Annotated in this window: 16 protein-coding genes and 1 pseudogene; 5 read left to right on the forward strand and 12 right to left on the reverse strand. The window is 60.4% G+C overall.

All coding sequences use genetic code 11. The features are described from left to right. Window positions 1-876: 876 nt before the first annotated feature. From P0D70_RS12545 to P0D70_RS12555, 3 genes are all read right to left on the reverse strand, one after another. Window positions 877-1113, reverse strand: a complete 237-nt coding sequence (locus P0D70_RS12545) for a hypothetical protein (protein WP_408184713.1) — start codon at window positions 1111-1113, stop codon at window positions 877-879. A gap of 41 nt (window positions 1114-1154) precedes the next feature. Continuing rightward, complete coding sequence (locus P0D70_RS12550; RefSeq protein ID WP_091804001.1) at window positions 1155-1730, reverse strand: hypothetical protein; 576 nt, start codon at window positions 1728-1730, stop codon at window positions 1155-1157. A gap of 377 nt (window positions 1731-2107) precedes the next feature. Continuing rightward, window positions 2108-2311 (reverse strand): cold-shock protein, encoded by a 204-nt coding sequence (locus P0D70_RS12555; RefSeq protein WP_025527573.1) that lies wholly within the window; start codon window positions 2309-2311, stop codon window positions 2108-2110. An 836-nt stretch (window positions 2312-3147) separates the two neighbouring features. Between P0D70_RS12555 and P0D70_RS12560 the strand changes: the two genes are divergently transcribed. The 4 genes from P0D70_RS12560 to P0D70_RS12575 all read left to right on the forward strand — a co-directional run bounded on the left by P0D70_RS12560 (window position 3148) and on the right by P0D70_RS12575 (window position 9423). Further along, window positions 3148-4446 carry an ATP-grasp domain-containing protein gene (locus P0D70_RS12560; RefSeq protein WP_408184714.1) on the forward strand — a complete coding sequence of 433 codons (1299 nt, stop codon included), beginning with the start codon at window positions 3148-3150 and terminating at the stop codon, window positions 4444-4446. A 10-nt stretch (window positions 4447-4456) separates the two neighbouring features. Next, window positions 4457-7156 (forward strand): CoA-binding protein, encoded by a 2700-nt coding sequence (locus tag P0D70_RS12565; protein WP_408184715.1) that lies wholly within the window; start codon window positions 4457-4459, stop codon window positions 7154-7156. Window positions 7157-7295: 139 nt separating this feature from the next. Continuing rightward, window positions 7296-8594: an MFS transporter gene (locus tag P0D70_RS12570; RefSeq protein ID WP_091804008.1), complete on the forward strand. Its 1299-nt coding sequence runs from the start codon at window positions 7296-7298 to the stop codon at window positions 8592-8594. Between the two features lie 46 nt (window positions 8595-8640). Beyond that, window positions 8641-9423, forward strand: a complete 783-nt coding sequence (locus P0D70_RS12575; protein ID WP_408184716.1) for a substrate-binding domain-containing protein — start codon at window positions 8641-8643, stop codon at window positions 9421-9423. A gap of 15 nt (window positions 9424-9438) precedes the next feature. Here P0D70_RS12575 and dctA read toward each other — a convergent pair whose 3' ends face one another. The 3 genes from dctA to P0D70_RS12590 form a co-directional block, all read right to left on the reverse strand. Next, window positions 9439-10740 (reverse strand): C4-dicarboxylate transporter DctA, encoded by a 1302-nt coding sequence (dctA, locus tag P0D70_RS12580; RefSeq protein WP_091804014.1) that lies wholly within the window; start codon window positions 10738-10740, stop codon window positions 9439-9441. Continuing rightward, window positions 10737-11669, reverse strand: a complete 933-nt coding sequence (locus P0D70_RS12585) for a LysR family transcriptional regulator (RefSeq protein WP_408184794.1) — start codon at window positions 11667-11669, stop codon at window positions 10737-10739. The genes dctA and P0D70_RS12585 overlap by 4 nt, the downstream gene beginning before the upstream one ends. Window positions 11670-11874: 205 nt before the next feature. Beyond that, window positions 11875-12108 carry a pirin family protein gene (locus tag P0D70_RS12590; protein WP_177205190.1) on the reverse strand — a complete coding sequence of 78 codons (234 nt, stop codon included), beginning with the start codon at window positions 12106-12108 and terminating at the stop codon, window positions 11875-11877. Window positions 12109-12346: 238 nt separating this feature from the next. Between P0D70_RS12590 and P0D70_RS12595 the strand changes: the two genes are divergently transcribed. Further along, entirely contained in the window at window positions 12347-12652 is a 306-nt protein-coding gene (locus P0D70_RS12595) for a hypothetical protein (RefSeq protein WP_408184717.1), read from the forward strand. Window positions 12653-12974: 322 nt separating this feature from the next. Here the strand turns inward: P0D70_RS12595 and P0D70_RS12600 are convergent, their stop codons facing one another. The 6 genes and pseudogenes from P0D70_RS12600 to P0D70_RS12625 all read right to left on the reverse strand — a co-directional run bounded on the left by P0D70_RS12600 (window position 12975) and on the right by P0D70_RS12625 (window position 18717). Then, window positions 12975-14102, reverse strand: coding sequence for a porin (locus tag P0D70_RS12600; protein WP_408184718.1), 1128 nt, complete (start codon window positions 14100-14102; stop codon window positions 12975-12977). 195 nt (window positions 14103-14297) lie between these two features. Then, window positions 14298-14975, reverse strand: coding sequence for a response regulator (locus P0D70_RS12605; RefSeq protein WP_408184719.1), 678 nt, complete (start codon window positions 14973-14975; stop codon window positions 14298-14300). 10 nt (window positions 14976-14985) lie between these two features. Beyond that, window positions 14986-16356, reverse strand: coding sequence for a sensor histidine kinase (locus tag P0D70_RS12610; RefSeq protein WP_408184720.1), 1371 nt, complete (start codon window positions 16354-16356; stop codon window positions 14986-14988). A gap of 114 nt (window positions 16357-16470) precedes the next feature. After that, window positions 16471-17352 (reverse strand): ABC transporter permease, encoded by an 882-nt coding sequence (locus P0D70_RS12615; protein ID WP_408184721.1) that lies wholly within the window; start codon window positions 17350-17352, stop codon window positions 16471-16473. An 81-nt stretch (window positions 17353-17433) separates the two neighbouring features. Next, a pseudogene (locus P0D70_RS12620) lies at window positions 17434-17604 on the reverse strand (ABC transporter ATP-binding protein); the annotation flags it as partial. 99 nt (window positions 17605-17703) lie between these two features. Beyond that, window positions 17704-18717 carry an ABC transporter substrate-binding protein gene (locus P0D70_RS12625; protein ID WP_408184722.1) on the reverse strand — a complete coding sequence of 338 codons (1014 nt, stop codon included), beginning with the start codon at window positions 18715-18717 and terminating at the stop codon, window positions 17704-17706. Window positions 18718-18864: the final 147 nt, after the last annotated feature.

Here is an 18864-nt window from a genome sequence, read left to right on the forward strand (position 1 = left end):
GCTTATTGAAACATCCAGTCGTTACCGGGAAATGGCGTTTTATTTACCCAACCCTTACGCCTTGGCAGCAGCGAAAGAGTATTGAATGGTTCCTTGCGCACGGCGGAGAACGACGCTCGGGTGGTCAGGTTCATCGCGGAATTGCGCTCAGCTTTCGCAGACAAGACCGTTGACGACGAAGCAGGCGCAGTAAAGCTGGCAACCCGAGTTTTATGCCAAAGAAAACGGCCGCGCTGATGGCGCGGCAAGCCCAGTGACCAAAAATGCCTGGCGCGTCACCGATGACATACCGGACAGGCGATATTGCGGCGGCTGCGATGGTGGATGCGTCGGACAGGGTGTTGGTTGCAAAGAGTGGCTGCAACGAAAGGCATCAGGGAGAACTTGTGAAGAGAATTGGATTGGCAGTTAACGATGATGCTCGCGCCGCCGCGTTTGCGGCCGGAGTCTATACCGAGGTTTGGAATCCGCCAGAGGCACGTGCGACAGCCCCACACAGGGTCAGTGCTGCACACAAGGTCGCAGTTCATCGTCATGCCGTTTCCCGTGCAGTGAAAGTGCACATGCGGCGGATGCCTACATCTGCACCTGGGCTCGTGGCGAAGCAAAACAATATGCAAAAGACTGTGCGAGCAGACGAACCAGACATTGCGGAGATTCCGCGGCAAATAACGCCTGAGGGCAATGTGCTTCGCATTGATTCCCGCGGCATTTCCGCCGAGGTAACACGCTAATCGAGTCGGCGAGCCATAGCTGTTAAACGGAGCGGCGGCACGCAATCCTTCCACAGGAAGACATTTGGGCGCCGGAACGTCATGCGGCAAGCGGCGAAGGTCGCCGGGTAAGTCGGCTCTTCGCGATTTTTTGCGGTGCCAACTAGTCGTCGGGACCAAGGATGACGTCGATTGACGCCTGACCAGCGATCTCCGCAACGAAGTAAGCCCAACGGCGCGAAAACGGTCCGCCGCGAACCTTGATACGCAAGCCTAGCGCCGCTACTCCGCGGGCGGGCGTCGGTCCCTGTATGCGAAACCACGCGTCAAACATATCTTCGGAAGTCGGCACCAAATCAACATCAATCTCAAACCCGCGATAGTTCACCGTTCTCAGCATACTGATCCTTCACATTCCACAATACGGCTCAGTCTGCTGCTTCACAGGCTCTGCACCGCACCCACGTAGCTCTTCGTCGCGTCTTTCAGTTGCTGTGCCGCGGCCTGCACAGGCGTTGGCAACTCGCTCAGCGCAAGTTGGGTGACAACACCATCCAGCCTCCTGCGAAGCTCTATCACGAGATCCATGACACTGGCGTCGCCGACACGGCGACGATTGCTCTGCCGGGAACCTACCAGCGAGCAATCGACAAGACGGTCAACCTTGCGAAAGTAGGCTTGGGCTGCCAGACGGTGCCTTGCATGGAGCGATGCGATGTTCGACTTTGAAAGGCAATCTCTCACGACATCGACATGCATGCCGAAATGAATCTGCAAAGCGTCCGAGGCATCCGCCCGGTGAAAACATGCCACCTGGTCGAACAGCGTTTCGCCATCTCCGTCGATCAGATCAATCCAGACCTCACCGTCTTCGAGTGCCTGTCCCGAGGGATGAATCACCCGTTCGTCCTCATTGGCGGCGGCGAGCATCCGGTGGCCGTCGACATCATCAACCGTCATTTCGAAAACTTCGACCAGCTCCCCGCTTACCGCGACCTGCATGACCAATAACGCCATCTCTGCTCCTTGTGTTGCGATTGACGGGAATAGCGTTGTGTCGATCAGGCGACCGAATCCCGTGATTCGGTCGAGTGGCGCCCTGACGGGCGCGAGCTTGAGCAGCCTTGAGGCGCTTCATTGCGACGTTGTGTGATGAGTATGATTTGCGCAGATGCGACAGGCATGGCGTGCTTTCACGCATCATGCGGTGGGCATCCGTACGACATCTATATCGTACAAGCGAAATAAACTGAAAATGAAGCGAGACGGATCGTGTCGAAAAGACAAATGACGCGCACGTTGAAACGCGGCGATCAGATCGGGAGCGCATGGCTCCGCGAGGATACTAGTCAGGCAGACATGCAAAGGGCCGGTAGACCGGCCCTTGAAATACGTTACTGCGGCGAGATATTTGCGGCCTGCATACCCTTCGGGCCGCGCTTTGTCTCGTAGCTCACCTTCTGATTTTCCGCGAGCGTCTTGAAACCGTCGCCGCGAACTTCCGAGAAGTGAGCGAAGAGATCGTCGCCGCCAGCGTCAGGAGTAATGAAGCCAAAGCCTTTGCTATCGTTGAACCACTTAACAGTACCGGTATCCATGAGAATTCCCTGAGATAAAAACACCAGCTCCATTGCGGAGCGACATAAACTTCAAGGAAGAGGAGAGGATAGCGAGTACCGCGCAGAAGAGGCGGAAAATGATGATCAGCAATCGAGCTTCTTGAATATTTCGAGGCCCACGATACCTCGGCAAGCCGGTACTGTCAACGCATATCGTGAAGCGCGCTCGCTATCGAGCGACGCGTCCACTTGTCGCGAGGTCCGTTCGGTAAGGTTGTGATCAAGATTACTAACGTGTAAGTGCTGCGTCCGTCCGTTGGCCCAAGCCCATCGGCGGGACCTTACCACTTAGCGGCCATCCAAAGTGAAATGCAATGAATGACCGTAACGGGTCGAGGTCGTGTGAAAACGTATCGCTGGCACGACTGCCCAGACAGGGTGCGGAGAGGAACGTGGCGGGGAGGCCACGTTTCATCCGGCTGCATTGATAACACCTGAACATCAATGCTTCAAGAAAATGCACTTATCGCGTAGTTCCTTTTGCGTGAGTATCTGTATTCAAGATTCCAGCGACATTGGAACGAAAGTAAAACGCATTGGAGACACGACTATGCACAACGCACGGCGCAACTTGCGCGGCTAACGCGCTGCAAGACATTCCTGCGACCCGCCTTGTTAGGCCGTGCAGTTCCGCGGTCCAGCCGGTTCAGGCATCGGACAAAAAAAGCACGCCATAGCCCCGCCAAGCCGAACTCCAACGGCGTTACGGCAGCGTTTCACACCTATCGCTTACGACTGAAGCGCGTCAGCGTTGAGTCGACAGCGCCGATCGGCCTGTTTGTTTTCTATCGCAATGACCTTCAGGAGCCATTTCCATGCAAATCACCGGTATGTTGTACGGCGCACGCCTGTTGCAATTCGTCGGATTCCCAGCGAGTGAGATCCTCGGCCCGAGCGCCAGCGAGGACGAAATCAAGACGATGATTGATCGTCATCGTCAGGTTTTCATCAAGCCCGTCTTCAAGGGTGGAGTCGGAAAGAAGGGGAAGGCGGGCTTGCTCGGCCGCGCGGCCGATCTCAAGACAGCGTTGGCCGAAAAAGAGCGGTTGTACTTTGCCGAGCATACCGTCGGCCACCTGAAGGCCAAGGCAAATGGCGTGACGTTTGAGGCCGGCGTCCCGGCCCAGCATGAGGTGTACTTTTCGATCACCGATTCAACCCGCTTTCGTGCGCCCATGATGACGCTCTCGCACAAGGGCGGCATCGATATCGAAGAGGTCGACCCGAAGCATGTGGCGATGGTGCCCTTCGACGCGTTGACGGGGCTCAAGGCGTTCGTCGTGGCGAACGCGCTGAGCGAAATCGGTGCGCCGAAGGAGATCATCTCGCCGCTCGTGCAGCAGTTGCCGAAACTCTGGGAGCTCTTTCACGATTTCGGCATGACGACACTGGAGTTGAATCCGATCCGCATGCGCGAGGACAGGAACGGACGACTCACGCCGGTTGCCTGCGACTTCAAGTGCGGCTTCGATCGCGATGATCCGCGATGGACGCGCCTCGGACTGCCGCCACACCTGTTCGCGGCGGATTACTCCGATTTCGAGCAGGAGATCAATCAATTGCGCACGCACCAGGGCCAGAGCGACGTGTATGTGATCAACGAGAAAGGCACGATTCTCGCGCCCACGTTCGGCGGCGGCGCCAACTCGCTCGTCACCGAAATGCTGGGCGACGCCGCGATCATCTCGTCGGATTTCGGCGGCAATCCGCCTTACGCGAAGATGAAAGAAGTGGCCCGCATCTGCTTCAGGCACTGGCTCAAGCAGTCGAATGTGCTTTTCATCATCGGCGGCAAGTCGAATAACACCGACATCTTCGAGACGCTGCGCGCGATGGCCGATGCTCTTCGCGAACACTTCAGCGAGCATGGGCCGACGCCCCTTTACGTGGTGCTCGGCCGCGGAGGGCCGAACCTCGTGCGAGGGATGGCCGCGCTGAGAGATACATGCGATTCGCTCGGCCTGCCCTACCGGCTGTTCGGATTCGATTCCGACATCAGTGAGGTCATCCAGTACGCACGGCAGGCGGATGCGTGGATGCGCGCCGGTGGCCGAGCCGAGGTCGCGGCACGGATCGGTGCATCCGCGACCGAAGCCGAAACGGCTCAAGCCTGAGGAGAGCGACATGTACAAGCAAACCAGCAACCCGTTCAAGTATTTCGTTGGCGTCAACTCGCTCGCGCAGATAGCCACGCGCGACGATCGAGTGTGCGTACTTAACATCCTGGGCGGTGAGTCCTCAGACGTGACGCCCGTCAGTCACGCGTTCTCGGGCGGCAATATTGTCTTCGGCACGGCGCCGGGCAAGGGCGGCCAGGTACTCGCCACATCTATCGGCGATATCGCGGTGTACAACAACGTCCGCGAGGGGCTGGAAGCGGGACACCGCTTCAACTGCGGCGTAGTTTATCTACCGCCATCGGCGGCTCGCGACGGCGTCGCCGAACTGATCCGCGTCAATCCCGATCTGACGAAGATATTCATCATCACCGAGAAGATCGCCGTGCACGACGCTCGCGAAATTCGCGCGATGGGGCAGCAAGCGGGCATCGACATCTTCGGTGCGAACGGGCTCGGCGTCGCCGACTCGTGGAATCGCGTGAGAATCGGCGGAGCACTCGGCGGTGATAATCCAGACGATTCATTGCGCAAGGGATCGATCGCCATCTTCTCGAACTCCGGCGGCTTCAGCACGACAATCGCGCAGTACCTGCGCATGAGCGGCTGGGGCACGTCGACGGTCATCTCAAGCGGCAAGGACGTGTACATCCACTACGCCGCACCGGAATTTGCGTTTGCGCTCGCCAATGATGCGCGCAGCAAGGCTGCTGTGCTCTACTGCGAACCTGGTGGCTACTACGAAGCCGATGCGGCCTTCACGAAGCCGGTGGTCGCCTGCGTGGTGGGCCGATGGAAGAGCCGCCTGACGCGAGCGGTCGGCCATGCGGGCGCGATGGCCGGCGGCTCCGACGACGCGCAAGCCAAGGAACGATGGTTCATGGACCAGTTCGGCGTGGACCGGCTCTTCACACCCGAGGATCCATGCTGCTCGGCCAAAGGCGCGGTCGTCACGAACATCGCGCATATCCCGGCGGCGCTGACCGCCGTGATGCGCGCCAACGCGACGATGCCCGACTTCGCGCCCGAAGGCAGTCTCGCGCTCAAACCGTGGTTCGGCTCCGACCAAGGTATCCGGCTTCCGTCCGGCCTGGCGATTCCTGTGGTCGGTGCGGTTGCCCCCTATGACGAGCAGGTCTTGCAGGTCAATCGGCAAGTCGGGTCGATTGCGCCGCGTCAGGCGCTCAAGGACGCATCGGGCGCTTCGCAGATGGATGCGAAAACGCAAGTCAGCAGCCTGCATGGCGCCTCGATGCTCGACGCAGCGACGCGTTCGCTCGAAGCGAACGTCAGCCTTGCTCTGCTTCACGAGTTCGGCGGCGAGAACGACGAGAAGCTCATTGATGTCGCGATCGCCTCGTTCGTCAATCTGCACGGAACGCCGGAACTCGCGGCGGCGCACGCCGCTCGCGAGGCCGGAAACGCGCCCAACGCGATCCTGGCCGCCGCGGCGTCGATCATCGGCCCGAATCGCCAGCGAGCGGCTCGGGATGCCGTGAAATGGATGATCGATCGCTTCTCGGCAGCCGGCCTGACGAGCGCGCTCGATGAGAACTTCGACATCGCCAGGATCGACGCGGGCGGCAGCGAGCCGTTTTTCGCAGACTCAAGCGATCCGCGCGCCGAGGCGATGCTCGCGGGATTCGCCGAGCGTGGGGCCCAGTCGGTCCTCGTCCGCTGGCTCGCGTCTCAGCCTGACTACCCGACGGCCGACGCGGTGCTGGCCGCGATCACCACGACGCTCGCGTGGGGACCGCTGATGCGCAAGCGCATCTCGCGCGTTACGGCCGAGAGCCTGCCCTGGTGGACCATGCTGTTCGGCACACTGATCGGCGCATCGGCGGATGCCTCGCGGCACCGTCCAGACGGCTTCTGCGGCTTTACCACGCAAGCTTTGCTGAACCAACGCAGCCTCACCGAAATCTGCTTTGCCGCGCTGCTCAACCTCGAGCCCGGGCCCGACGATCTTTTCGCCTTCAAGACGCTGGTCGGTCTGCTGCTCACCAACGGTCCAGGAGCCATCTCGGCGCAGGGCGCGAAAGGCGCGGTATCGGCCGACGGTCCGGAAAGTCCAGAGCGCGTGCAACTCAACAAGGCGCTGGTCGGCTTTCTCACGCATACCGGCTATACGCATGGCGGCAACGGCTATGAGGGCATCGCGTTCCTGATCGAAGCGTTCCGGGACAGCGGCCTCGCCGATCCGTCCGACCCTGTGCATGGGGTTGACCTGCGCTCGCTGGCCGAGCGCTCGGTCGAGCGGTATGCGCAATACAAGGCCCGGCAGAAGCATGCCGGCAGCCTCGACATCGCGAAGCTGCCGGGCGTGAACCACCCGGTCTTCAAGGACAGGCCGGTCAACCACGATCCTCGCGAAGTGTTCATCGCGGACCTGTGCGAGAAGCGCGGCGAATACAACGTGTTCCATACGTTCTATCGCGAACTTGTGCAGGCGTTGTTCGATGCCGGCGTGTTCCGCAACGTATATTGCGTCAACGTCGATGCGGTGATTGCAGCGCTGCTGCTGAAGATGCTGTGGCAGCCGCTGCGACGTGGTGAATTGACCGAGACCGATCTGGAAACCGCCGCGTTCACGATCTTCCTCTATCCCCGCATGCTCGGATGCGCGGCGGAAATCGACGATCACCTGAACCGGGGACGCAACATGGATACCCGCACGCCCGCCTCCCAGTGCCGGTTTGTGGCCTGAGCGATTCGCCGGCTGATAACCAGAGGACATCAATCGTTCCGAAAATTGCACTTATCGTTTCGTGCCGTTCGGGCGAGTATTCGACAAACAATGATCCGCCCGAACATCACAAAGTTCAAAATTGTCAGGAGACACCTCGATGCATCCCTCCTCAAGCACCCTGCCCCCTGGGCAGTCCAAGACAACCGCCGTATTACGCGTAACGGCAGGCAACTTCCTGGAGCAGTTCGACTTCTTCCTGTTTGGCTTCTATGCAACGCAGATCGCCGCTGTTTTTTTCCCGGCAGCGAGCGAGTTCGCATCGCTGATGATGACCTTCGCCGTCTTCGGCGCGGGTTTCCTGATGCGGCCGCTCGGTGCGATCATCCTCGGCGCGTACATCGACGATGCCGGCCGCCGCAAGGGCCTGATCGTCACGCTGTCGATCATGGCGAGTGGCACCATCCTGATCGCGTTCGTGCCCGGCTATGCGACGATCGGACTCTTCGCCCCGGCGCTGGTTCTCATCGGTCGTCTGCTGCAGGGCTTCTCGGCGGGAGCTGAACTCGGCGGGGTTTCGGTGTATCTCGCCGAAATGGCGACGCCGGGCCGCAAGGGCTTCTTCACGAGTTGGCAGTCGGCGAGCCAGCAAGTGGCGATCGTCATCGCCGCCGCGCTCGGCTTCGCGCTCAATCAGTGGCTCGACACGGCGGCGATCGCCGCGTGGGGATGGCGCGTGCCGTTCTTCGTAGGCTGCATGATCGTGCCTTTCATCTTCATCCTGCGGCGCAATCTCGAGGAAACAGAGGAGTTCAAGCAGCGCCAGCATCGCCCGAGCATGAAAGAGGTCTTTGCTACACTCGTGCAGAACTGGAGTGTCGTGATCGCTGGGGTGCTGCTGGTGGCGATGACCACCACGACTTTTTATCTGATCACGGTATATGCGCCGACCTTCGGCAAGACGGTCCTGCATCTGAGCACTGCCGACAGCCTGCTCGTCACGCTGTGCGTGGGTGTCTCCAATTTCATCTGGCTGCCGATTGGTGGTGCGCTGTCGGACAGGATCGGACGCCGTCCGCTCCTTCTCGCGATGACGATCCTGGCAATTGCGACCGCCTACCCGGCGCTGTCGCTGCTGGCCCACGCACCGAGCTTCGTCAACATGCTGCTTGTGCTGCTCTGGCTCTCGTTCATGTACGGCATGTACAACGGCGCGATGGTCGTCGCGCTCACGGAGGTGATGCCAGTGGAGGTACGCGTCGCCGGATTCTCACTCGCCTACAGCCTCGCGACAGCGGTCTTCGGAGGTTTTACGCCCGTCATCTCGACCGCGCTCATTCATATGACGGGTGATAAAGCCGCGCCAGGCTACTGGATGAGCTTCGCCGCGGTGTGCGGACTCGGTGCAACACTCGCACTGTACCGGCGCCGTCGCGTTCCGCTGCATGCGGCTCCCTGAAGCATCGCAGGCTTCCTCGAACATTAGACTGACATTCTATCGCCCCATGAAATCCTTTCTTCTGAAACTCTGCACCGCGGCGCTGCTCAGCTCCTGCGCCGCTGCGGCGAATGTGCAGGCCGCAGATCTGCATGTGATGAGTTCGGGCGGCTTTACCGCCGCCTACAAGCTGCTCGGCCCGAAGTTCGCGGCGTCCACCGGCAATACGCTCGATACCGCGCTCGGCCCGTCGATGGGCAAGTCGCCGGAGGCCATTCCGAACCGGCTTCAGCGCGGCGAACCTGCCGACGTGGTGATCATGGTCGGCTATGCACTCGATGATCTGATCAAGCAGGGCAAGGTGATCCCCGGTTCGCGCGTCGAGCTTGCGGATTCGCGGATCGGCATGGTGGTGCGCGACGGCGCGCCGAAGCCCGACATCGGGTCCGAGGCGGCGCTCAAGGCAACCTTGCTGCATGCCCGGTCGATCGCTTACTCGGATAGCGCGAGCGGCGTCTATATCGAGCGCGAGTTGTTCAAGCGGCTCGGCATCGAGGAGCAGGTCAAGACCAAGGCGAAGATGATCCCCAAAATTCCGGTGGCGTCCGTTGTTGCGACGGGCGACTACGAAGTGGGATTTCAGCAGGTGAGTGAGCTGCTTCCAGTAAAGGGCGCGGCGTATGTCGGCAAGATTCCGGAGTCGATGCAGTCCGTCACGCGCTTTGCGGCCGGCATTCCCGTCGGCGCACAACACCCCAAGGAAGCCAAAGCGCTGCTCGACTATCTCGCGTCACCCGCCGTGCAGCCGGAGGTGACATCGACCGGGCTCGATTCCGTCGCCACGCATTGAGACGAAGGCTACGATTCAGCCCGTCAGGTCGGCGGGCTGATCGAATGCATCCTCACGCTCATGCGCGAGGCTCAATGCGTTCTTCAGGCGCACCCGGTCGCAGGAACGCTCCCACATCGATACGAAGATCACCGCGCAGGCATTGCTGATCACACTCGTCAGGGCGCGCGCTTCGGACATGAAGCGATCGATGCCGACCAGCAGCGCGACACCTGCAGGCGGCAAGTCGGGAATGACGGCCAGCGTCGCGACGAGCGCAACCAGTCCGCTGCCCGTTACGCCCGCCGCGCCCTTCGACGTGAGCAGCATGACCGCGAGCATGGTCGCGATCTGGCCGCCCGAAAGGTGAACATCGCACGCTTGAGCGATGAACATGGAGGCGAGCGTCAGGTAGATCGCCGTGCCGTCGAGATTGAACGAATAGCCGGCAGGCAGCACGAGTCCCACGATGCCCTTGTCGCAGCCAAGCGCTTCGAGCTTGATGATGAGGCGCGGCAGCACCGGTTCGGTCGACGACGTCGCGAGTACGATGACGAGTTCCTCGCGAATGTAGCGCAGCAGTCGCCAGAGCGAGAAGCCATGCAGCCGTGCGAGTGGACCGAGCACGCAAACGATGAACAGCAGGCACGCCGCGTAGAACGCCACCATCAGCATGCCGAGCGAGCCAATCGAACGAATGCCGAAGCGGCCCACCGTGAATGCCATCGCGCCGAATGCGCCGACGGGCGCAAGACGCATGATCATCGCAAGGATGCGAAACAGCACGTGAGCGATGCCGTCGATGAATTCCTGTACCCGCCGCCCGGCGCTTTGGTTGGCATTCAATGCGAAGCCGAACAGAAGGGCAAGCAGCAGCACCGGCAGCACCTCGCCTTTCTCGAAAGCGCCGACGAGCGTCTCAGGGATCACATGCAGCGCGAATTCGACGAATCCGTGCGACTGCGAGCGCGTCGAATACTGCGCGAGGACCGCCGCATCCAGATGATGCGCGTCGATGTGCAGGCCCGCGCCCGGGTGCAGCGCAAACGCGGTCGCCAGCCCCAGAACGAGCGCAACAATGGTGAGAAAGTAGAACAACGCCAGCGCCTTCAGAATCGTCCGCCCGATCTTCGAGCCGCTCGCAAGCGACGTGATGCCGGTGACGATCGTGCAAAAGACGATCGGGGCGATCATCATGCGCACCAGGGCGACGAAAGCATCGCTGAGTGGTTTGAGCGACGCGCTGGCCTGCGGCCACAAGTAGCCAACGGTCATGCCGAGCCCCATTCCAAGCAGGACCTGAACGTAGAGCAGCCTGAACGGCCTCGCCAACGTCATTTCGGCGCCTTCTTTCCCGCGGCGCCGACCGTGCCGCTGCGCTTCGTGTCGAGGATCGTCTGATAAAACTGTTGTGCGGCCGGCGCGAGCGGACGTCCGCGGCGCCTGACTATGCCGACGCGTCTCGTCACGACCGGATCGACGAGCGGCACGCTTGTCAGAATCGGATGGTCGCGCATGGGCATGGCCATTGAAGGCACGGCGGCCACACCGAGTCCTGCTTCGATCAGGCCAAGCATGGTGGTGACATGACGGGTCTCGCAGACACTAGGCATTCTCGGCGCCACGGCGGTCAGCGCCTGATCGAGCAGCAGGCGGTTGCCAGAAGTCTTGTCGACGGAAACGTATTCGTGTTCATAAAGCTCGCTCCAGGTCACCTGCTTTTTCCGAGCAAGGGGATGATCGCGGCGGCACGCGGCGACGAACCGTTCCTGCAGCAAGATCTTGAACTCGACCTCGGTCTCCTGGCTGCCCATGAAGCTGACGCCGAAATCGGCTTCGCCGCTGATCACCGCGCCGAGCACTTCGTTGGCGCTCGAGTCGAGGAGCTTGACCCGGATGCGCGGATAGCGGCTGTGATAGGCGGCAATGACGCTCGGCAGGAAATAATAGGCAACGGACGGCACACATGCGATGGTCACATGACCCAGGCGGCTCGTGGAGACGTCGCGGATACCGAGCAAGGCGACATCGAGATCGTCGAGCAGTTGTTCCGCGCTCGGGGCGAAAACGCGCCCTACGGTCGTGAGCGTAACGCTTCGCGTTGTTCGCTCGAACAGGCGCACGCCGAGCGCCGCCTCGAGCTTCTCGATGCGGCGACTCAATGCCGGCTGCGAAATGTTGACCGCCTCCGCGGCTTTGCGGAAGCTACCCAACTCCACGACAGCTCGAAACGCCTGCAAATCGTTCAGGTCGAAGTTAACGCCCACGAACCATCCTCCGAATTTAAGTGCGGCTATTTTGCATGATGCGGGCGAAAGCGCCCATCGAGAGCAACACTCGGTACATTCAGCCCAAGGGATCGCACCGAAGTCGGGGGGCGGTTCCGTGGCGTCAGCGGTCATTCATGGCCGAGAGGTGGGTGTCGCTTTATGGCCGACGACCAGTCGCACACAACAAGAGAGCTCATTCGCCTTAGCCCAAAAGTTCGACGATCATCACATCCGTGTCGTCATGCGCTATCAAATCCAGCTTCGCCTCATCCCGGACGGCTGCACTGTCGCGCGGAACGAGCTGGATAGATCCCACATCGAGCCGCCCGTGATCCGCAACAAGATACGCCGAGCCGGGCATCGGCAACTCGTGCTTTATTGTGATGCCTTCGCGCAGCGTCGCGATACGCACGCGTGCGTCGGCATTGATGGGCAGCGCGCGCGGACGTCAGCCGTGCATCCGTGCATATACGCCGGCTTGTAAGCCGCTCGCAATTTGCTGAGGAACACGGTAAAGCATTGGTGCACCGACTGTTCCGGGCAACCCTGGCGATGGCGATACTGCGGGATAGCGTGAACTCAGCACGTTTTCCGCAGCGCAGTTTTTCCAAAACCACAAGATCGCATCGTATTTTCGGCGGTCTAAGGACTATCCCCAAGACAAGGAGTCCGATATGAAGAATCGATATTTGACCTTGGCGCTGATTGCCGTCGCGGCATTCTGCAACGCCGACGGCTGGGCCGCACAGCCCGATTATGCGTATTCGACGACTGTGCAGCTTTCCAACGGCAAGACACTACGCTGCGCGGTCAACGAGCCCGCGAGCGTGCTGCAAGGCGCCAACATGGCCCTGAGTATCCGGGAGCAAACGGAAGCCGACGTGCTGGCGACGCAGCCTCTGCGCCTGCTAAGCGGTCCCTCGTCAGACTATCCGACCCCGTATACCGCACCTAACGTGACATGCGGCGCTGTCGGCTGATGCCGCTTCACCGCCTGATTGCCACCGCTGCCGCGCCCGGGGTGCAATGAAGCAAGGAGGGACCCGGGGAAGTCGGCAAATTTGGGCGGCACTTTTCGCAGTTCTCTTATCTGGACCGCTGACCGTTCGACGGGTTGCGTGGCGGCGGCATGGAAGATCAGCTGGTCCAGTTGTTCGGCACGTGCCGGCTCCGCTACCGTCCACTGCGGATCAACCGTTCTGGCGCGCTCACTCCGCAAAATAGGCGGCAAGCGGATTGTTACGCCGCCGCCAACCGCCATACCTCGATCAGAAGATCCGCTACTCGGATCTGATACGCCGATCAGAAGCGCGTGCGGATGCCCGACGTCACTTCGATCTGATTGGTCGCACCAAAGGTCGATCCCACCGTGTAGCCGCCATGCAGTTTCATATAGTCACCGGCCAGGTACACTTCCGTGCGCTTCGACAGGTGGTAGAAAATCGAGCCGTACAGGGTTTCCTTAAAGCCATTGTGCAGGCCCGACGTCGGGTCAAAGGCACCAAGGTTGGCGTTCGGGATATCCCCGTCGGCGTTGTACGCGGCGTTGTGCACGCGCATTTGCTGATAGCCCAGCTCATAGTCGAGCGCACCCTTCGGGGACAGCTTGAACGACACGGTCCACGCATTGTCCTGGCGTTGACCTAGCGAGCCCTGGTTGCCCAGATAGCGGAAGTAACCGGCGTTGGCGCGCAGGATGCCGAACGAGTAATTGCCACCGACCGAGAACGACTGGTTGGTGTTGCCGACGCGATTTACATGGTTATAGAAGCCCGAAATCGTGAACGGGCCGCCGTTATAGCCGAGGGCTGCCTGGTAGTTGGCGTTGTTACCGAAGCTCGTCGAGTTGCCGAATGCATAGCCCGCAGCAGCAAAAATGCCGTTGTCGAACACCTTCTTCCACGCCAGACCATTGTTGTACCGCGTGCCGGTCGCGCTGGCTGCGTAGAAAATCATCTGCTTGAAGTTGTTCGCATTGGTCCAGCCGCCTTCCTCAGTGGTCAGCCTCGCGTTGCCATACGGGTCGCCGTAAATCGCAGAGGCGTCGCGCGCAATCGTGTTCTGGAAGCCTGCGGTGAACTTGCCGAATGTGTCGTTTTCGATTCCAACCCACGCGTCGCGGTCGAAGATCTGACCCGGGTCTTCCATCTGGCCGTTGGCAACCACATATTCACTCTCCAATCTGAAAATGATCTTGGAGCCGGCGCCAATGTCTTCCGCGCCCTTCAATCCCCAGCGGCTACCGCTAAACCAAGGTTCACCTCCCAGCCCCATACCGATGACGTGATTACCGTTCGCGTCGGCGTGCGACTGATACGTAGGCACGCTCAGGTCCATCAGGCCGTACAGCTGGACGCTCGACTGAGCGTGTGCACCGGTCGCTGCGAACGCACTCGCTGCAACAGCCAAGGTCAGGTATTTCTGCTTCAAGATTGTCTCCTCAGAGTTGTGTGATGAAATTCCGATTTTTTTCCGCGACCCGTTCCTGAGTTCTGAAAACCCAGTTACTGTTTAGGTCCGCGGCTGAGAACAATCCTAATTACCTCAATCCTTCACGCTCCTTTCGCGCATCCGCTGTACAACTAAGTGAAACCACCGATATCCGTCATTTAGTCGTTTTTTTCCCTATTGCGACGCTTCCCTGCTCTTCAGAATGTAGCCGAGCCCGCGCAGCGTCATGATCTGCGCACTCGAAGTAGCCAGGTGCTTGCGTAATCGATGGATGTAGATGTCGATCGCATCCGCGCTCGGCTCGTCGTCGAGACTGAAAACGCTGTCCATCAAGGCAGCCTTGGAGACTGTCTTGCCCTGTCTCAGCATCAAGGTCTCGAGAATCGTATGTTCGCGGCGTCGTAATGCCAGCGGCGTGTCGTTGTGGCGAAACTCGCGTGTGTCGGAGATGTAGTGCAGATCGCCGCAATTGAGCGAAATCGACTTGCCGCTCGACTGCCGGCGGATGAGCGCCTTAATACGCGCCACCAGCTCGCGCGTGTCGAATGGCTTGACAACATAGTCGTCCGCGCCTGCGCTCAAGCAGTCGACCTTATCGTCGATCGAACTGTGCGCCGTCAGCATTAACACCGGCACGTTGTCGCCGCGACGACGAATTCTCGCGAGAACGTCTTTGCCGCTCATGCGCGGCAATCGCATATCCAGCAGGACCACGTCGTAGCGGTGCGTGGTTAGCACTGAATCCGCACTTTCTCCGTCAGGAACGCAATCGACCGCGAAATTCTCGCCGCGTAGCAAGTCGACGATCCAGTGTGCAAGTTCAACATTGTCTTCCACAAGCAGCAGCTTCATCGTCCTCTCCTCAACCGCGCCACGACCGCATGCGGAACGTGGCAACGAGGCCAATACGTCCCGCACCATGCGCCAGGCTAACCGTTCCACCATGGGATTGTGCAATCTCCCGGACGATGGACAAGCCAAGCCCGGTCCCCTCGACATCCGTTGGCCCGCGATAGAAGCGCTCGAACACATGCGCGCGTGTCTCCGCGGGAATGCCCGGACCGTTGTCGACCACCTGCAGCACGACGTCACCCCCCTCCTGCCGGCAAATTGCTGTTACACGCCCGCCGTCCTGCGTATAGCGGATGGCGTTGTCGACCAGATTCGTCACGAGCGCGGTCAGAAGACTCTCACTGCCCGTCACGTGGACGTCGTCGGCCACTTCGGCGCCAAGATCGATCTGCCGCCGCTGCGCGGCCGTCACCAGATCCTCCAGCACCGACGAAACAACCGCGGCCATGTCGACCCTGACCTGCGCACGTTGTTGCGGCGCCGAGCCTGCCTGGGCAAGCAGTAACAACTGGTTCGTCATCTCGGCCATCTTGCGACTGCTGCGGTGTATGCCCGCCAACGCCTCAGCCATCGACGCATCGCAGTGCTCTCGCCGGTACGCGCACTGAATCTGCGTGTCGAGCAACGTGAGCGGCGTGCGCAACTGATGCGCTGCGTCCGTAATGAATTGACGCTGAGTCGCAGTGTGCAGCTTGAGCCGCGCAATACATTGATTGATCGCGTCCACGATGGGCCGCAATTCAGTAGGCAATCGATCCGCTCGAATCGGCTCGAGTTCCATCGGCTCACGGTCGGCAACATCGTCCTTGAGCTTTATCAACGGGCGCAATTCGAAAGTCAGGCCGAGCGGGACGAGCGCCACGGCGAGCGCTAGCATTAGCCACTGACGAATCAATTGCGGGCGCCACAACTGTGCAAGCATCGCCTGTCGAGATGCCTGCGTCTTGGCCACCACGACGGTGACCGTTTCCTCCCTGCCGGAGTCGTACAGTTGCCGCTCATAAGCTATCGCACGGATCGGCTGGCCGGCAAGCGTCGCGTCGTAATACGCCGGGAGCTTCGATATGCGTCCCGGCAGCGGCAGATCGGGGTTGCCGCCGAGCAGTCGTTCGTGGCCAGCGATGACCTTGTAGAACACCTGGTCCCGGTACGGCGACTCGAATATCTCCAACGCGGCTGGTGGAATGTTCGCGATCAGCGCGCCGTTTTCCCAATCGACATCCTCGACAATCGTTCGCGCCGACGACAACAACGCATTGTCCTGCACCAGGTCGGCCGTCTCCCGTGCCGTATCGTACGCACTCAGGCCGGTGAAAAACACAAACGCAGCGAGTGGTAGCAGTAACCACCAAAGCAAGCGTGCACGCAAACTAAGCGGCATGGCGGTGTCCCTGATATGTGCTCGTTAAGTGCAGACGGAGTGCAACGGCTATCGCGTTGCACTCCGTGCGGGCATGGTCTCGCGGGTCCGGGTCTTCGTTATTTCCGTCGACCCTCAGAGCGCGGTCGGTCTCCACTTGAGCAGACGGCTTTCCACTGTTGTCAACAGATAGTCCGCCGCCAGGGCCACCACCGCCAGAACGATCATCGCTGCAAACACGCCGCTTGCATTGAACGCGCCCTGCGCCGTCGAGATCAGCAGGCCGATGCCCTGCTTCGACCCCAGGAACTCGCCCACCACCGCACCGACCAGCGCGAAGCCGAAGCTCACATGCAGGCTCGCCAGAATCCAGCTCAGTGCCGACGGGATCACCACCGAGGTTGTCACCTGACGGCGCGACGCACCCAGAATCTGCGCGTTCGCGATCATGTAGCGATCCGCTTCACGCACACCCTGGAACGCATTGGCGAACACCACGAAGAACACCATTACCACCGCCAGCGCCACCTTCGAGGCCATCCCCAGACCCAGCGCGATTACGAACACCGAACCGAGCACCACGCGCGGAATCGAGTTGGCGATCTTGATGTACAGGCTGAACACATCTGAAAGCAGCTTGTTGCGCCCCAGCAAGATGCCGCAGAACACCCCTGCCACTGAACCGATGATGAAGCCCATGCCGGTCTCTTCGAGCGTCACCCACACCTGTGTGAGCAGCGGTCCCTGCGCGGTGCCGTTGACGAACCAGTCGACGATCTGCGCGAAGATCGCCGAGGGCATCGAGAAGAAAAACGGATCGATCCACTTGAGCCGCGCGGACAATTCCCAACCGCCGAGCACCACGACTAACACCACGATGCGCAAGCCAACCACCAGCGCCTGACGCTGACGGATGCGCTTTTGCGCCACACGCTCGACCTGCGCGAGCGTGGCGGGATCGATACCTGAAGAAGTACCCGCTGTGTCTCGCGGCATTGTTTGTTGAGGGGTAGACATGAATCTCTCCGCTTTGCCTGATTAACCGATCTGCACTTCTTCACGCAGGTCGTGCCAGATGTCGCGCGAGATTTCGATGAAGCGCGGATCGATGCCGTCGACCGGCGCGCCCATCACCCGCACCTCGCCCTTCGCAACCGACATGCTGAAATCGCGCAACGCAACCGTGGCCTTGCCGTCCGGGCTGACAAAACGGCACGACACGGAGCGGAACTCAATGGCCGGCGTGCCTTCGGAAACAACGTGGTTCATTAATTAACGAACATCCATGGAAGTGGCCGAGGCTGCTAAAGCGGCACCGGAAGCGCAACGAATTCAGGCTAAGCTGCGCCGCGAGGTCCGCGCGGTGGCCTATTTCGAATTCACGAAGTCGTTGGTGTAGGTCTTCGCGAGGTCGATATGCTTGCCCTTCACCGAAGGATTGAAGGACGACAGCACCTTCAGCACCGTCTCCGGACCTTCGGCCGGCATCTTGCCGTCCGCCGTGAACATCGGTAATGACGCTTTCAGCGCGCTCACGTAGAGCGCTTTGTCTTTCTGATAGTCGGCGGGCATCTTCGCGGCGATCTCTTCCGCGCTATGCGTGTGGATGAACTGCATCGTGCGAACGAACGCATGCGCAAGCTTTGCCGCGTCAGCTTTGTGCGCATCCGCCCATGCCGCCTGCACATATAGGCTCGACGCCGGATAAACGCCCCCCAGAGCCGCCCGCGTGCCGTCGACCGAACGCATGTCTACCAGCACTTTGGCATCGCCGGCGTTCTGCAACGCGGACACCGTCGGTTCGGTCGTCATCCCCGCGTCAATCCGTCCCTGTTTGATCGCCGCAATGAAACTGGCGTCGGCGCCCACTGGCAGCATCGTGTATTCCGTCGACTGGATGCCGTGCTGGCCGGCAAGATATTGCGTCAGGAAGCTCGTCGACGAACCGAGGCCGGTCACGCCGAGCGTCTTGCCTTTGACGTCGGCCATGCTCTTCAAGCTCGGGGCAGCCTTGGTCGAGACCATTTCAACCTCGCCGGGCACCTGGCCAAACACGACGATCGCCTTGACCTCCTTACCCTTGGTCTGCAGATCGATCGTGTGGTCATAGAAGCCCACGACCGCCTGCACGGCGCCGGCCAGCAACTCGTTTTCGGCATCTACGCCAGCGGGCTGCGACAACAGTTCGACGTCAAGCCCTTCGTCCCTGAAATAGCCAAGCTGTTCCGTCAAGCGTGCCGGCAGATAAATCAGTTTCGTAATGCCGCCGACCATGATCGTGATCTTGCCGCCCTCCGCAGCCGTCACCCGCTGCGATGCAGCGCAGAACAGTAGGCTGGAAGTAAGAACCATATGCCCTATGGCGCGAAAGGTCGGTTTCATCGATTGTCTCCGTTATTGTCGGCGGCAGCGGGATGCCGCCGGTCTGGATCGATGGCGCGATTTTATGAGAAACAACCCTTCTCCCGGCTTTCACGGCAGTGTGTACACCATACGGGATTTCCATGAGAGGAGTGACCGCTCGTGGAA

Source organism: Paraburkholderia sp. RL17-381-BIF-C (assembly GCF_046026435.1).
GTDB lineage: Bacteria > Pseudomonadota > Gammaproteobacteria > Burkholderiales > Burkholderiaceae > Paraburkholderia.

Bases quoted from the DNA above. Each gene is read 5' to 3' on its own strand.
- P0D70_RS12545 (WP_408184713.1), bottom strand. From the start codon at position 1,113: ATGCTGAGAACGGTGAACTATCGCGGGTTTGAGATTGATGTTGATTTG.
- P0D70_RS12550 (WP_091804001.1), bottom strand. From the start codon at position 1,730: ATGGCGTTATTGGTCATGCAGGTCGCGGTAAGCGGGGAGCTGGTCGAA.
- P0D70_RS12555 (WP_025527573.1), bottom strand. From the start codon at position 2,311: ATGGATACCGGTACTGTTAAGTGGTTCAACGATAGCAAAGGCTTTGGC.
- P0D70_RS12560 (WP_408184714.1), top strand. From the start codon at position 3,148: ATGCAAATCACCGGTATGTTGTACGGCGCACGCCTGTTGCAATTCGTC.
- P0D70_RS12565 (WP_408184715.1), top strand. From the start codon at position 4,457: ATGTACAAGCAAACCAGCAACCCGTTCAAGTATTTCGTTGGCGTCAAC.
- P0D70_RS12570 (WP_091804008.1), top strand. From the start codon at position 7,296: ATGCATCCCTCCTCAAGCACCCTGCCCCCTGGGCAGTCCAAGACAACC.
- P0D70_RS12575 (WP_408184716.1), top strand. From the start codon at position 8,641: ATGAAATCCTTTCTTCTGAAACTCTGCACCGCGGCGCTGCTCAGCTCC.
- dctA (WP_091804014.1), bottom strand. From the start codon at position 10,740: ATGACGTTGGCGAGGCCGTTCAGGCTGCTCTACGTTCAGGTCCTGCTT.
- P0D70_RS12595 (WP_408184717.1), top strand. From the start codon at position 12,347: ATGAAGAATCGATATTTGACCTTGGCGCTGATTGCCGTCGCGGCATTC.
- P0D70_RS12605 (WP_408184719.1), bottom strand. From the start codon at position 14,975: ATGAAGCTGCTGCTTGTGGAAGACAATGTTGAACTTGCACACTGGATC.
- P0D70_RS12610 (WP_408184720.1), bottom strand. From the start codon at position 16,356: ATGCCGCTTAGTTTGCGTGCACGCTTGCTTTGGTGGTTACTGCTACCA.
- P0D70_RS12615 (WP_408184721.1), bottom strand. From the start codon at position 17,352: ATGTCTACCCCTCAACAAACAATGCCGCGAGACACAGCGGGTACTTCT.
- P0D70_RS12625 (WP_408184722.1), bottom strand. From the start codon at position 18,717: ATGAAACCGACCTTTCGCGCCATAGGGCATATGGTTCTTACTTCCAGC.